We start from the raw sequence: 14,550 nt of genomic DNA on the forward strand, positions 1-14,550 counted from the left end.
GGCTGACTGCCGAGATTTGCGCATGATGACGCGGATCAAACCCCGCCCAATCATCTTATGCAACGCGCGTCTTGGATCTTGGAACCGACCGTCGCGAAACGGCGACCTTGCGGCACATCACAACGCCCGCGCGGCCAACACGGCCGCAAAAGCCGGCAACGTGAGGACATCCGTGATCTCGCCAACTCGCTCAGGCGTGAAATAGCCTTCATCGTCCAGCAGGTTCACGGTAGCACGAAGTTCGCCGCCGCTGACCACGGGCAGATTGAGCACTGACGCGCAGCCAAGTGCGCCGATCAACTCATAATCCGGAAATACCTTGGCGATGTCGTCCAGCGTATTGGCGACAAAACTCTCATGCCGATCATGCACGATCTCGAACCAGTCATTGCGCTCGATCGGTTTCGTTCCGGAGGTTGGATATGCGTCGGGGATGTTGGAATAAGCGCGCCGCGCAAGACCGGCCTCCATATCCACTGTCATGACCGTCCAAAGCCGAACGGGAACGCGCGCCGTGCTGAGGCGGTAAAGCGCCTCGAACACCTGATCCTCGGTGCGGGCGGCGGCCATATCGGCGACGAAGCGGCGTTGCACAGCTTGCGGCGTGGGGCGATCAGATTGCATTACTGGTTGGTCCTTTTTCGTAAGATCACGCCCCGCCGCTGGCAACATAGAGCGCCTGCGCATACGGGTCGGTAAACGCACCGTCATGCAGCGCCGTCGCAGGCGCGATTTCGACAATCCGGCCCTTGTTCATCACCGCCATGCGTTCGCAGAGGAAACTGACAACCGGCAAGTTGTGTGTGACCATCAGATAGGTCAGCCCACGCTCCGACCGGAGGCGCTTCAAGAGATTCAATATCTCCGCCTGTACGCTCACATCGAGGGCACTGGTGGGTTCATCGAGCAACATCACCTCGGGCTCCAGCATCAGCGCGCGCGCGATTGCCACACGCTGCCGCTGGCCACCCGAGAGTTGGTGCGGATAGCGAAACCGGAACCGACGGTCGAGGCCGACATCGGCCAGCGCCTGCTCAACCTTCGCGTCCTGCCCGCCAATCCCATGAATCGCCAGCGGCTCGGACAAGACGGCATCGACGGTCTTGCGTGGGTGAAGCGAGCCATAAGGATCTTGGAACACCATCTGGCAGTGCTTGGCCAGTGTCCGGTCAGGTCGGTGACTGCCCGGGCGGCCGAGGATTTGCATCTCGCCTGTCCATTCCGGCGCCAGCCCGGCAATCGCTTTGAGCACCGTGGATTTACCCGATCCGCTTTCGCCGACCAGCGCAAAGCTTTCGCCCTCGGCCACGTCGAAACTGACCCCATGCACGACACGTTGCCCGTCATAGGCGATATCCAGGTTCTTTAGCGAGATCGCCGTCATGTGCCGGCCCACGCATTGCGGTCCATCACCGGAAGCTCGGCCCGCGTTTCACGCATCTGAGGCACGGCGGCGAGCAGGCCCTTGGTGTAGGGGTGGCTGGCGGCATGCAACGCGCTGGCGTCGCAGGTCTCAACCACGCGGCCCGCATTCATGACCAAAATCCGGTCGCAATAGCGGGCCACCAGCGGCAGGTCGTGGCTGATCAGGATCAGGCCCATGCCATGATCTTTTACAAGATCATCGATCAGGCGCAGCACATCGCCCTGGACGCTCACGTCCAACGCGCTGGTCGGCTCATCGGCAATCAACAGGCTCGGGCGCGGGATCAGCATCATCGCGATCATCACACGCTGCCCCATCCCACCCGACACTTCATGAGGGTACAGGCCCGCGACACGGTCCGGGTCGTCGATCCGCACGGCTTCCAACATCTCATGCACCCGGGCGCGCATCTCGCTGCGCGGTAGGCGTTCGTGAACGCGCAGCGCTTCCTCAATTTGGGTGCCGACCGTCATCACCGGGTTCAGCGAATAGCGCGGGTCTTGCATGATCATCGAAATCCGCGCGCCACGAAGCGCCCGCATCTGACGCTCGGACAATGTCATCAGGTCCCGGCCTTCGAAGCTGATCTGTCCAGCGACGCGCCCCGGAGACCGGATCAAACGAAGAATCGCACGCCCCGTCATCGACTTGCCGGACCCGCTTTCGCCGACAATGCCAAGGCGTTCGCGGCCCAGATCGAAGGATATCCCGTCGACGACCTTCACCCGGCCATGCGACGTGGGGAAGCTGACCTCCAGGTTCTCAACGGACAGCAGGGTCACGATTTGCCCTCCGATTTCGGGTCAAGCACGTCGCGGAGGCCATCGCCCAGAAAACAGAAGCCAAGCGAGACGACGATGATGGCGAAACCGGGCATCGTGGCGACCCACCATTGATCAAGAATGAAACTCCGCCCCCGCGAGATCATCGCGCCCCATTCGGGCAGCGGCGGCTGCGCGCCCAGGCCAAGGAAGCCAAGACCCGCGGCGGTCAGGATAATGCCCGCCATATCCAGCGTGACGCGGATGATCATCGACGAGGTGCAAAGCGGAAGAATGTGCCGGGTGATCAGCCGTGTGTGGGAGGCGCCAAGCAGGCGGGTGGCGGCGACGAACTCCGAATTGCGGATGGTGAGCGTTTCCGCCCGCGCAATCCGCGCATAGGCGGGCCATGTTGTGATCGCGATGGCGATGATCGCGTTTTCGATCCCTGGCCCAAGGGCGGCGGCAAAGGCCAGCGCCAGAATCAGTTTCGGCATCGACAGGAACACATCAGTCAGCCCCATCAGCACCCGATCGGTCCAGCCACCGAAATAACCCGAGATCGCCCCGATCAGCAGACCTAGAGGTGCAGAAATCATCGCCACCAGACCAACGATCAAGAGCGTGATCCGCGCGCCATAGACCACGCGGGAAAAGATATCGCGGCCCAGTTCATCAGTCCCCATCCAATGCTCGGCCGAGGGTGGCATGAGCCGGTTTGACAGGTCCTGTCCAACCGGACTTTCCGGCGCGATCCACGGTGCAAAGATCGCGGTCAGGATCAGCGCAAGAATGATCAGACTGCCCACCACGGCCAGCGGGTTGCGCATCAGATCACCGGCGATGCGATAGGCCCGCCCGGCGGCGGCCTGACCGCGTGAGGCGGGGCTATCATCGAGTAACCAGGCGCGCATCTATCGGCTCCTCGGGTCGAGCAGGCGGTAGAGCACATCCGACACTTTGTTGATCAGAATAAAGACGGACCCGATGACCAGCGTCGCCCCCAGAACCGCATTCATATCGGCGTTGAAAAGCGCTGTGGTGAGGTAATTGCCAATCCCGGGCCAGGAGAACACCGTTTCGATCATGACCGAGCCTTCCAGAAGTCCGGCATAGGAGAGCCCGATCACGGTGATCAGGGGCACCCGGATCGCACCGAAGGCATGGACCCAGATCACCCGCCATTCTGGCACGCCTTTGACCCGCGCGGTGGTGATGTATTCCTGGCTCAACTGGTCGAGCATGAAGGAGCGGGTCATCCGCGCGATATAGGCGAGGCTGAAAACGCCCAGGATCGTGGCGGGCAAAATGATGTGCGATAACGCGCTTTGGAACACGTCCCAATCGCCATCAAGCAGACTGTCCACGGTCAGCAGGCCCGTCACGGTCGGCGTGATCCCGTCATAAAAGATGTCGACGCGCCCTGGGCCAGAGACCCAGCCCAGTGCCGCATAAAAGATCGCCAGGCCGACCAGGCCGAGCCAGAAGGCGGGCACGGAATAGCCCAGAAGGGCGAAAACCCGGATGACCTGATCGATCCAACGACCCTGATGCGCCGCGGCCAAGACACCTGCGGGGATACCGAGACCCACGCCGATGATGATCCCGAGCGTGGCCATCTCTAGCGTTGCGGGAAAAACCCGGGCTAGGTCTTCGGCAACGGGGCGGTTGGTCGAGACAGACATGCCGAGGTTGAAATTCAACACATCCCAAACGTAGCTGCCGAATTGCGCGATCAGCGGGCGATCCAGGCCCATGGCGACACGCGCAGCCTCATATTGCTCCGTCGTTGCCCGATCCCCGACCACGGCAAGAACCGGGTCAATCGGCACCACGCGACCGATAAAAAAGGTCAGCGCTAAAAGGCCCAAAAAGGTCAACGCGACAACCAACACAAAGCGCAGGAGCGCGACCGCCGGGCCGGCCAACGCGATCTGTCTTTTCGGCTGCGCGATCATCGGGTTCTCGCCTCTCTCGCCCGCGGCATGGTCCAATCCTTTCAGCGGGGGTGCCACATTTTTCTTGGTTTTGGCAAATAGTTTTGCTTAGATCAAAAAAATTATGATGAACCGAGGGAGTCTGATGGCGCGGCCAAAGCCTAAAAGTGACCCGAATTTAGGTGCGCTGATCCGCAAGCGGCGGAAGCAGCTTGACCTGACGTTGCAGGCGCTCTGCGATGATGCGGGCCTCTCGGTCGGCTATCTCAGCCAGGTGGAGCGGGGTCATGCGACGCCGTCGCTCGGCACATTGGCGCAGATCGCTCAAGGTCTCGATGTGGGGTTAGAATACTTCATCGCGACCCCGAAACCGGCCGATAGCCTTTCGCGCGCGGGAGCGCGCCCGCAGTTTTCGCTTGATGGGTCGTCGATCATCTACGAGTCGCTTGGCGCAGAGTTTCCCGGGGCGGAACTGTCTTCCTACATTCTGCATGTCCCGCCCGGCTATGCCTCGGAGACCGTCAGTCACGAAGGTGAGGAAATCATCTTCCTTCTCGACGGCGAAATCACCCAGATGCTCGACGGTCAGAGCTTCATTCTCCAACGCGGGGACAGTCTGCATTATAGCGGCTCAACCCCGCATTCCTGGTCGAACCAGACCAAGACACCCGCGCGTATCCTGTGGACTGGCACCTTGTCGGTTCTGCAGCGCAAAGGCGCGGTCAAACTGCCTGAAATGACACCGGCCAATACTAATGGCTAAAGACCGAAACGGAGGTTTATCCCAATGAAACTGCTAAAACCCGCCCTATTGGCGGCGGTGCTGGCTGCTGCGCTGGCCGCACCTGCCACGTATGCCGACACGCCCCCTGAATTGCTGGTCGTGGCCCAGAACATCGACGACATCGTCGCGATCGACCCGGCCCAGGCCTATGAATTCACCTCCGGCGAGTTGGTCACCAACACTTATGACCGTCTGGTCCAATATGATGCCGAGGACACGACGGTGCTGGCCCCCGGTCTCGCAACCGCTTGGGAGATCGACGCCGAGAACAAGACAATCACCTTCACACTGCGCGACGGCGCTGTTTTCCATTCCGGCAATCCGGTGCGTGCGGAAGATGTGGTGTTTTCTTTCTCGCGTGTGGTTCAACTAAACCTCACTCCGGCGTTCATTCTGACACAGCTCGGCTGGACGCCCGAAAATGTCGGCGAGATGGTCACGGCAGACGACAACACAGTCACCGTGCGCTATGATGGTGACTTCTCGCCCGCCTTCGTGATGAACGTGCTGGCCGCGCGACCTGCCTCCATCGTCGATAAGGTGACCGTCATGGCCAATGAGGTGGACGGCGACATGGGCAATGCCTGGTTGAACGCCAACACCGCGGGCACCGGCCCCTTCGCGCTCACCGCCTTCCGCCCGGCGGAGCTGATCCGGATGGAAGCCAATCCCGACTATTTCAACGGTGGCCCGGCCATCGAAGGCGTGATCATTCGGCATGTAGCGGAATCGGCCACGCAACAACTCCTGCTGGAATCCGGTGATGTGGATTTGGCGCGGAATTTGACGCCGGACCAAGTGGCCTCGCTCGATGGCGAAGGACTGCGGGTCGACACGTTCCCGCAAGCTGCGGTCCATTTCCTGTCCTTCAACCAAGCTGTTGATAGCCTGACGCCCCCCGCGTTTTGGGAAGCGGCCCGCTATCTGGTCGATTATGAAGGCATGACCAACTCGATCATCGCCGGTCAGATGGAAGTGCATCAGGCGTTCTGGCCCGAAGGCTTCCCAGGTGCGCTGACCGATACGCCCTACAGCTATGACCCCGACCGCGCTCGCGCGATCTTGGAAGAGGCTGGTGTGGACCTGCCGATTACCGTGTCGCTTGACGTGATCAACGCCGCGCCCTTCACCGATATGGCGCAGTCGATCCAGGCGAGCTTCGCCGAAGCCGGAATCAACTTCGACATCCTGCCCGGCACCGGCAGCCAGGTGATCACCCGCTATCGCGAGCGGAGCCACGAGGCGATGCTGCTCTATTGGGGCCCGGACTTCATGGACCCGCATTCGAACGCGAAAGCCTTCGCCTATAACTCGAACAACGATCAGGACGCCTATGCCGCGACCACTACCTGGCGGAATTCCTGGGCGGTGCCTGCGGAGATGAACGAGATGACAACGGCGGCGCTCACTGAAACCGATCCGGCGGCGCGCGAAGAGATGTACCTGGAGCTGCAGCGCCAGGTACAGGAAAGCTCGCCCATCGTGATCATGTTCCAGGCGTCTTATCAGGTGGCCATGGCGGAGAACGTGTCGGGCTACGTGAACGGCGCAACGTCTGACTTCGTGTTCTATCGTCTCGTCGACAAAAACTGATCTCTCCCTGCCGCTGGCCCCTTCGGGGGCCGGCGGTTCTTTGTTCGAAGGACAGTTTTATGACCCTCTATCACGACCGTATTGACCGGCTGCGCGCCCGGATGACCGAGACCGGCACCGATCTGGTGGCGCTTGGGCCCACAAGCCATATGCGCTGGCTTTCGGGTGCCGATCCGCATGGAGATGAGCGGCCCGTGATGCTGTTGGTCAGCCAGGCCCATGCCGGGTTTTTGATGCCCGCGCTTAACGCAAACTCGGTGCGACAGGTGACGGACCTGCCCTTCGAAACCTGGGCCGATGACCAGGGGCCGGGCGCGGCCTTGGACCGGTTGCTGGCAAGCTGCGAAGTTACTGGCGCAGATCAAACCGTCGCTTTGGATGAGGCGATGCGCGCCGATTTTGCACTGTTGTTGCTCGACGCGCTGGACGCGCCCAAACGCAGGTTCTCAGACGACACACTCGGGCATCTGCGTGGCATGAAAGACCCTGCCGAGATATCCACCTTACGGGACTGCGCCCATCTGAACGACGCGGCCTGCCAGGCCGGGTTTGCCGCGCTCCGCGAGGGCATGACGGAACATGACGTGGCGCAGGTGATCCACGATCATTACAAGGCAAATGGCGCGACGCCCGAATTCACCATTGTGGCCTTCGGCGCAAACGGCGCCTTCCCGCATCACCACACTGGCGATACGCGCCTCGCCGAGGGCATGGCCGTGCTGATCGATACCGGGTGTCGGATCAATGGGTACCCGAGTGACATGACCCGCTGCGGCTGGTACGGATCGACGCCCGACCCAGAGTTCCTACGGGTAGCCGCCGTGGTCGAGGAGGCGGTCCAAGCGGCGCTTGCTGTCGTTCGACCAGGCATACAGGCCAAAGAGGTGGATGCCGCCGCGCGCGATGTGATTGCCGCGGCCGGATATGGCGACTATTTCGTGCATCGGACAGGCCATGGGCTGGGCATCGATGTGCACGAACCGCCCTATATCACCGCCACATCCGAAACCGTTTTGCGGGAAGGAAACGTCTTCTCGATCGAGCCTGGAATCTACCTGCCAGGGCGCTTCGGCATTCGAGTAGAAGACATTGTGACAGTAGCGCCGGACGGCGCAGAGATTCTCTCGTCTCTTCCGCGCGATATCTGGGTACCCAGCCGTTAGAAGCTGAAGCAACATTCGCATGCGATGAAACCCAACGGTTTGGCGGAGGTTGAAACCGTTCTTTCAAAGTGGAGACAATCCCGGACGCGGCCACCCGTGTTCTCCCGCATCGCATGCCCAGCTAGAACAGCGGCTTCGGCCAGCGATCAGCATCTTTGAAGCTTGGCGAACGTCAAAGCATTTCTGAATATGCGTTAGTCGCGTGGTCCGAAAAACAAGCGCCGCCCCCGAATCTAACCACTTTCGTAACCTCCTGCATCAGAATCATTGGCTAGAACGATCAGGTCTCTGCCGATCGATAGGAAAAAACACCTGAAGAGATAGTTGCAATCGAAATTAATGGATATGACGTTTGGAGTAGCTCACGAACGAACTCCGAGGGACAAAATGAATACGCCGAATGGATGCCCGCAATGCAGCGGCTTTGGTTGGGTTGTATGTCTCTGTGACGGAGATAGGTGCACTTGCGAAAACTATGGCGAAGTATTTTGCCCAACATGCGGTGGCAACGGGAAAATGTTGTCAGCGCACATCGCGGAAAATGATGGTAGCCCCTTCGACCCAGCATCGCCCATAGAGATCGAAACTCTCACGGTAGATGCAACCGAAGGCACGACCGAACCGCCAAATGAGATCAGGCTTGATCACCCGCTGGTTGGCACAATTCCGTCGGGCGATGACGAAGAGATCCCAATCGGCCTGACGGAAGCCGACATCGATGAAGAGTATGCGTTCGGGACATAGGTTCTGGACTGTTCTTTGACACTGACGAAACAGGCACATGAAGCCAGAGAATAGACCTGGTCAAAGAATCGAAATGCCGCCGCAAACCATCGAACGGCAGCGTCCTGGAAGCGGCAGTTTTCCAGGGCGCGTATCTCCTGAGCACCTTCATAGAAAACGTTAACGTTAGACACTGTACTTAAAGTGGGCGGCTAGGACGATCCAACGTGCGGAGTGCAAACGGCGATGCTTCTGGCCGCCAATTTTGGGGCAACGAACGGGCTGGCAATACATAGCTGGCACTCCTAAAACAACCCCCGCGAAAGGCAAAGATATGAAAGTGATCCGCCAGTTTTTGGGGCGTCGAGCGAGCGCCCAGGGGGTAACCTCGCAAGGTACGAGCACGGAGCCTCCCGCGCCCGAGCGTGATGTCTATGTTGTGGGCGATATCCATGGGCGGCTCGATCTTCTAGAGCGCCTGCTAGAGGCGATCGACGCAGACCTCACAAAGAGGGCGATTGAAGACCCGCAGTTGGTCTTTGTAGGAGACTACATTGATCGGGGGGAACAAAGTGCCGAGGTCCTTCGACGTTTGAGGGAACTCGAGATGGCGCATAGCGACAATGTCGTTTGCTTGATGGGAAACCATGAGCGGATGATGCTGGACTTCATCGAAAATCCACCGCGCTATGGGCCGCGATGGTTGCGGAATGGGGGCTTGCAGACATTGGCTAGCTTTTCCGTCTCCGCCGCAGGCGTTGGCGAAACTGTTGCCCCAGAAATCTTCATCAACCTAGCCGGTGAGTTGCGAGACCGAATTGGCAAAGATCTAGAGGCCTGGGTAAGACACCGGCCATTGATTTGGAACAGTGGAACTCTGTGGGTCGTCCATGCGGGCGTTGATCCTGTAACTCCAATGCCGGACCAGAATGCGAAGGCCTTGCTTTGGGGGCATGGCGACTTTTTCAAATCCGGACGAGCGGATGGGCAATGGGTTGCTCATGGCCACACGATCACCGACCATCCGCTAGCCGATAATCACAGAATTTCGATTGATACCGGTGCCGTCTACACAAACCGTCTAACAGCCGCCTTAGTCCGGCCGAACGGATCGGTCAGCTTCATAAGCACCTAAGATGAGGTCGAACTGATCGTCTTCAATTTCGACGTCGGCGAGATTTAGCCTATCAGCGCCAGCAAACCATCATTTACCATCTCGAATCAAGACGGTCCGCAAAGTCTTTACAAAGATGCGCCAATCGAGATTGAAGCCCGCATCACGGATATATTGCAGATCCAGCTCCGCTTTCCTTTGCGTCGCGGCAACCCCCTCGGCGTAGCCATGTTCGACCTGTGCGAGGCCGCTGATACCTGGGCGGATCATATGGCGCTCACGGTATCCAGGGATCTGACGCACATAGGTGCGGGCATGCGTAAAATAATCCGGGCGCGGTCCGATCAGGCTCATATCCCCCTTCAACACATTGATTATCTGAGGTAATTCATCAATACGCGTCTTTCTGAGACACCTGCCCAGCGGCGTGATCCGGTGACAATCGATTGGGTCATCCGCGCCGCGCCGAGCGCTCTCCTTTGTGGCGGTCCTCGAAACCATGGTCCGAAACTTTAGAACATGAAACGCGCGACACCCCCGACCCATTCGGATCTGGACGAAAAACAGCGGCCCGGGATTGAAAAACGGATTGAGCAAGAGCAGCACCGCGGCGATCAGCAACATGGGGCCAAGCAGGAAAAGTGACCAAATTATGTCAAAGAGCCGTTTGAACACCCAGAATGCCCGCCGCCCTCCAATCGACTCATTCGTGGAGCTGCCTTGCGATAAGGCGCGGCGTACCAACAAAGTCTCATAACGGGATAGAAAGACAGCTTTTCTAGTGTGGTATCTGTACCTAAGAGCCCGAACCGGGCTGTCTTCAGGACTGGGAGCAGACATCGTCAACCTATCAATGAGAAATAGACGCATATTTACGCCCGAAAAGCTTACCTAAAAGTTAGGCACGCCATCGACTATTGCTCCAGTTTGGTTTTTTTGGAGAATCGCACTCCTTAATCTTTGATAAACGAAATGCCTCTCCCAATAAAGAGGGAGCTCCGGGACCGTGACAATAAGTCGACCAACCGCCGACGCCGGGTAGCTAGAGAGCCGTGCGGCGGAGTTGAACAGACCTTGACTGGAAGCGGTGGATCGGTCACGGCAATGATGGAATGTGCAACGACGTTGCTGACGCGATGAGGCCTCGATGAGATTTCTTTTTTCTGCAGTATTTGTTTTCCTTACGCTGTCTGGCTGCGGCGCGGCATACTTCTCTTCGGACGTGCAAGAAAGCGCGGATGCCAATGTTCGTGTGATCCCAGTGACGCCAGAAACGGTGCTTGCAGCGAACCGATCGAGCTACAATCCGCAAAGCCTTCCCGCCGCATTTTCGGTCATTGCGGACCGCCCGAACCAGCCACGCGGAGTTGGGGCTTTGCCGGACCCCGTGTTTGACCCGGAAACACGGCCCGCGGTGATGGAGACAAGGCTTCCGGCACCTGCGCAACCGGAACCCTACACCATCGGCGTGGGGGATGTTGTTCTCCTCTCGACATCTCAGACCGCCACCAGCGTCGAAGAGCTTTCAGGTCTTCTGGCCGCACAAACCGGACGGCAAGGATACACAGTTCAAGACGACGGTGCGATTTCCATTCCAGATGTTGGGCGCATTTCAATCGGCGGCATGACGCTTGAAGAGGCCGAAGATGCCGTGTTCCAGGGTCTGGTTGAAAACCGGGTCGACCCGACCTTCAGCCTTGAACTGGCGGAGTTCAATTCGCGCCGCGTGTCGGTTGGAGGGGCGGTCGCATCGCCCGGTATCGTACCGATCACGCTGCAACCTCTCTATCTGGAAGAAGCGCTGGCCAGGGCCGGTGGGGTGGAGGTTCGTGCCCGCAATGGGGCGATGGTGCGACTCTATCGCGATGGATCGCTGTTCCAGATACCTGCCAGCGAACTGTATTCTGGAAGCGGCTTGCGACGAGTCCTCTTGCGCGATGGAGACAGTGTTTTTGTCGACACATCCTTCGATCTGGATGCTGCCGAAGCCTATTTCGAAGAGCAGATCACGTTGATCCAGGTGCGTCAGCAAGCGCGGGCACAGGCTTTGCAAGAGTTGCAGTTCGAGATGTCTCTCCGACGCGACGCCCTTGAGGAACAAAGAAGCAATTTCCGCGACAGGTTAGAATTCGGGGCAGAAGATCGCGATTATGTCTATGTGATCGGCGAGGTGGGTACCCAGTCGAGATTTGCCCTACCTTATAACAACACGGCTGTTCTGGCCGATGCGTTGCTCGAAAATGGCGGGGTGACACCAGCCACAGGTAATCCAGGCCAGATCTATGTCCTGCGTGGGCCACAGGACCCCAGAGATTTCGCGTCGATCACTGCCTTGCATCTGGATGCGACGAACGCGGTGAACTTCTTGTTGGCAACCCGGTTGGAGCTACGGCGCGGAGACGTGATTTTCGTGGCAGAACAACCCATCACACGCTGGAACCGCGCGCTTCAGCAGGTCATTCCAACGCTGAATGTGTCAAACAATCTGGCCAACTGACTACGGCCGCTAGTGGTCATAGTATTTTGATCCCTCGGCATCGTATCCATATTGGCCACCGTAACCGTAGGATTTCATCTTACGCTGGTTGACCTGCGACAACACCAAACCGGTGATGGTCAGCCCCACACTGTCCAGCATGTCTAGCCCTTGGCGCACCTGAGTCTTCGTTGTCCGGTCCCAAGCCACACCGTAGATGATGGCATCGGCATGGGAACCGATCACGCGCGCATCGGGAACAGCCAGCACCGGCGGCGTATCGATGATGATGTAGTCGTAGCTAGCTCTGAGATCTGCCATTAGGGATGCAAACTTTTCGGATGTGAACAAATCGGTTGCATTCACATCGGATTTACTGCCGGTCAGCACGTCAAAACCGACATCGGGGACAAACGGGTCAACATCTTCTGCTTTGACGTTGCCCAATAAGAGATCGAGGAGTGACACGCTGGCGTCGGTGTCAAAATACTCCTTAAAGGTTCTACGGCGGATATCCGCCTCGATAAGTAGAACCTTTTTGCCCATCCCCGTCATGATGCGGCTCAGCGATAGAGCCAGCGTCGTCTTGCCTTCCCCTGGCACTGAGGAGGTGATCATTATGACACGTGGCGGCTTGTCGACATTCGACATCAGCACCGATGTGCGCAGGTTGCGAATCGCCTCGGCGACGATGGAGTTGGGTTTGTCCGAGAGGTAGCGCAAGGTCGCCTGGCGATCCTTGGCCGGTATCACTGGCACAGAAGCTAGAACCGTTCGATGCGTATGTTGGCGCAGCTCGTCGGATGTTCGGAACCCAGCAAAACGCATCTCTCGCAGCAACACAAAGCCGCCTCCGAGCATGACGCCAAGGAGAGCCGACAGTGCAACAATAACCGTTTTTCTGGGACTCGACGCCGGTCGCGGAACAGCTTCGGAAATGATCCGACTGTCGGCCACTTCCAATCCTTGCTGCACGTTGGTTTCCTGCAGACGTGTGAAGAAGTTTTCATAAAGCAGCCGAGCGGCCTCAGCCTCACGCTCCAATTGCTGAAGCGCGATCAGCTCTTCGGACTGCCGCTGGATTCGTGCCGATAGCTCTTGCTCTGCGTTCTCCAGCGCCGCGACCTGCTGTTCGTTGCGCACAGCGTCAGAGGCTAGCTGGTCAAGATAATCATCCAACTGTGCATTGAGTTCGGCCTCGGAGATACGGCCATTGCGAAATTGAGTCAGGGACCGCGTTAGGCGAAACTCATCAGCAGCAAGAATGAAGCCTTCCACATCCTGTTGAGACTGCAACATTTGCAATGTCTCTAGGCGGGCCCGCATATCGGTCGCGCGTACCTCTTGCTCTCTTATGCGCGTCCGTAATTCACGCAACTGGATACCTTGCGCCACCAGGACCTCCGGGCTGATCATCTCTGCCTGCTCGGAAAAAGCCGCCAGTTGCCCCTCCACATCTTCCAAGTTCTCCCGAAGTTCCACCGTTCGGGTGGACAAGAACGCGGTCGCACGCGTAAGGGCCTCGAGCTTCACCAATATCTGGTTCTCGATGTAAATCTCGGCCAAGGCGTTGGCGATGCGCACTGATTTCGCCGGTTCTGTCGTGGTTACCGAGATTGTCAGCGCGAGCGACGAACGCACACTGCTTGCAGAGATCTGCTGCAGCAGCGTGTCGATGACTTCATCCCTGACCGACGATGTCACCTCCTCGGCGGGTCCGCCCTGAAGCGGAGCCAACACCGCAGCACGTAAGTTATCGAACCTTGACCGAACTCGTAAGGCCGGGTTGAACTCTGGGTCCGATGTCGATCCAGCCGGTCGACCAATTGCCCAACCAGCTCGCGCGATCGGAGCACCTCAAGCTCTGTATTAATCGCGACGTTGTCCCAAGCGCCGCCACCGAGAATACTCTCAATATCTGTTATGACCTGTTGCTGCTGAGCATTCAGTGCGACCGTGACAGTCGCCGGATAGAGTGGCACGGCCAATCTGAAGGCATACACGCCGCCAAGCACCATGCTGAGAACCGCGGCCATCAGCACAATCCATTTGCCGCGCCAAAGCGTTCCTAGCAAAGCCAAGAGGTCTATCTCGTCGTCGGGCTCGACGTCAGGCGCCGGGACAAACTGCTGATTCATAACTACCGATACATCCTGGAAAGAAGTACCCCTAACTAGCGAATACGATCGGCGGGAAAAAGGCGGCATTTGCAGTGCTGTTTATTTTTAAATTGCGATGCTGGTTAACGTTTTATTTACGTTTCTCTGCTGGCTATTCGGAACGCGGTTGCCGCTCACTCTGCGATGTGATGTGGTGGCACCGTAACAAACACCTATGAGAGTGCATTATCGCCACATTGTCTTTTTGGCAGCGGCGTGCACTCTATGACTCGGCGAGTGGATTAAACATCACCGTGCAGCTACCCCGAATGAACAAGGTGCCGGGTATCATCCTGGCCTGTCTGATAGGCCTGTTCGGCGGGAACCCGCTTGGATCGGTCGCCTTGGCGCAGGAAGCGCCTGCTCGGACAACACTGAACAGCTATGGTTTGCCCGGGTTGATCGACATACCCA

General features: G+C 58.4%; 14 protein-coding genes. 6 read left to right on the forward strand and 8 right to left on the reverse strand.

Translation table 11 applies throughout. From position 1 onward, the window contains the following. Window positions 1-117 precede the first annotated feature (117 nt). From QTA57_RS02950 to QTA57_RS02970, 5 genes are read right to left on the reverse strand one after another with little or no spacing between them, the layout of a single operon-like run. Window positions 118-624, reverse strand: a complete 507-nt coding sequence (locus QTA57_RS02950) for a GAF domain-containing protein (protein WP_290153501.1) — start codon at window positions 622-624, stop codon at window positions 118-120. A 25-nt stretch (window positions 625-649) separates the two neighbouring features. Then, the gene (locus QTA57_RS02955) at window positions 650-1,384 is read right to left on the reverse strand and encodes an ABC transporter ATP-binding protein (protein ID WP_290153502.1); all 735 of its coding nucleotides are present in this window, start codon (window positions 1,382-1,384) and stop codon (window positions 650-652) included. Continuing rightward, complete coding sequence (locus QTA57_RS02960) at window positions 1,381-2,211, reverse strand: ABC transporter ATP-binding protein (RefSeq protein WP_290154754.1); 831 nt, start codon at window positions 2,209-2,211, stop codon at window positions 1,381-1,383. The genes QTA57_RS02955 and QTA57_RS02960 overlap by 4 nt, the downstream gene beginning before the upstream one ends. Then, window positions 2,205-3,101, reverse strand: a complete 897-nt coding sequence (locus QTA57_RS02965) for an ABC transporter permease (protein WP_290153503.1) — start codon at window positions 3,099-3,101, stop codon at window positions 2,205-2,207. The genes QTA57_RS02960 and QTA57_RS02965 overlap by 7 nt, the downstream gene beginning before the upstream one ends. Then, window positions 3,102-4,145, reverse strand: coding sequence for an ABC transporter permease (locus QTA57_RS02970; RefSeq protein WP_290154756.1), 1,044 nt, complete (start codon window positions 4,143-4,145; stop codon window positions 3,102-3,104). It abuts the gene before it with no gap. Window positions 4,146-4,269: 124 nt separating this feature from the next. Between QTA57_RS02970 and QTA57_RS02975 the strand changes: the two genes are divergently transcribed. The 5 genes from QTA57_RS02975 (at window position 4,270) to QTA57_RS02995 (ending at window position 9,522) form a co-directional block, all read left to right on the forward strand. Next, entirely contained in the window at window positions 4,270-4,887 is a 618-nt protein-coding gene (locus QTA57_RS02975; protein WP_145212664.1) for a helix-turn-helix domain-containing protein, read from the forward strand. Between the two features lie 24 nt (window positions 4,888-4,911). Continuing rightward, window positions 4,912-6,501 (forward strand): ABC transporter substrate-binding protein, encoded by a 1,590-nt coding sequence (locus QTA57_RS02980; protein ID WP_290153504.1) that lies wholly within the window; start codon window positions 4,912-4,914, stop codon window positions 6,499-6,501. A gap of 59 nt (window positions 6,502-6,560) precedes the next feature. After that, window positions 6,561-7,664, forward strand: coding sequence for a M24 family metallopeptidase (locus QTA57_RS02985; protein WP_290153505.1), 1,104 nt, complete (start codon window positions 6,561-6,563; stop codon window positions 7,662-7,664). Between the two features lie 519 nt (window positions 7,665-8,183). Further along, a complete protein-coding gene (locus tag QTA57_RS02990; protein WP_290153506.1) occupies window positions 8,184-8,408 on the forward strand; it encodes a hypothetical protein in 225 nt (74 codons plus the stop codon). Window positions 8,409-8,721: 313 nt separating this feature from the next. After that, a complete protein-coding gene (locus QTA57_RS02995) occupies window positions 8,722-9,522 on the forward strand; it encodes a metallophosphoesterase family protein (protein WP_290153507.1) in 801 nt (266 codons plus the stop codon). 69 nt (window positions 9,523-9,591) lie between these two features. Here QTA57_RS02995 and QTA57_RS03000 read toward each other — a convergent pair whose 3' ends face one another. Then, window positions 9,592-10,125: a sugar transferase gene (locus QTA57_RS03000; protein ID WP_290153508.1), complete on the reverse strand. Its 534-nt coding sequence runs from the start codon at window positions 10,123-10,125 to the stop codon at window positions 9,592-9,594. Between the two features lie 523 nt (window positions 10,126-10,648). On the opposite strand from QTA57_RS03000, the gene QTA57_RS03005 reads away from it, so the two are divergent. Then, window positions 10,649-11,998, forward strand: coding sequence for a polysaccharide biosynthesis/export family protein (locus QTA57_RS03005; RefSeq protein ID WP_290153509.1), 1,350 nt, complete (start codon window positions 10,649-10,651; stop codon window positions 11,996-11,998). Window positions 11,999-12,007: 9 nt separating this feature from the next. On the opposite strand, the gene QTA57_RS03010 is transcribed toward QTA57_RS03005, so the two are convergent. Together QTA57_RS03010 and QTA57_RS03015 are read right to left on the reverse strand one after the other, a co-directional pair. Further along, window positions 12,008-13,714: a polysaccharide biosynthesis tyrosine autokinase gene (locus QTA57_RS03010; RefSeq protein ID WP_290153510.1), complete on the reverse strand. Its 1,707-nt coding sequence runs from the start codon at window positions 13,712-13,714 to the stop codon at window positions 12,008-12,010. Continuing rightward, window positions 13,678-14,115, reverse strand: a complete 438-nt coding sequence (locus QTA57_RS03015; protein ID WP_290153511.1) for a Wzz/FepE/Etk N-terminal domain-containing protein — start codon at window positions 14,113-14,115, stop codon at window positions 13,678-13,680. The genes QTA57_RS03010 and QTA57_RS03015 overlap by 37 nt, the downstream gene beginning before the upstream one ends. Window positions 14,116-14,550 lie beyond the last annotated feature (435 nt).

The sequence above is a fragment of the Fontisubflavum oceani genome (assembly GCF_030407165.1).
Classification (GTDB): Bacteria; Pseudomonadota; Alphaproteobacteria; order Rhodobacterales; family Rhodobacteraceae; genus Rhodophyticola; species Rhodophyticola oceani.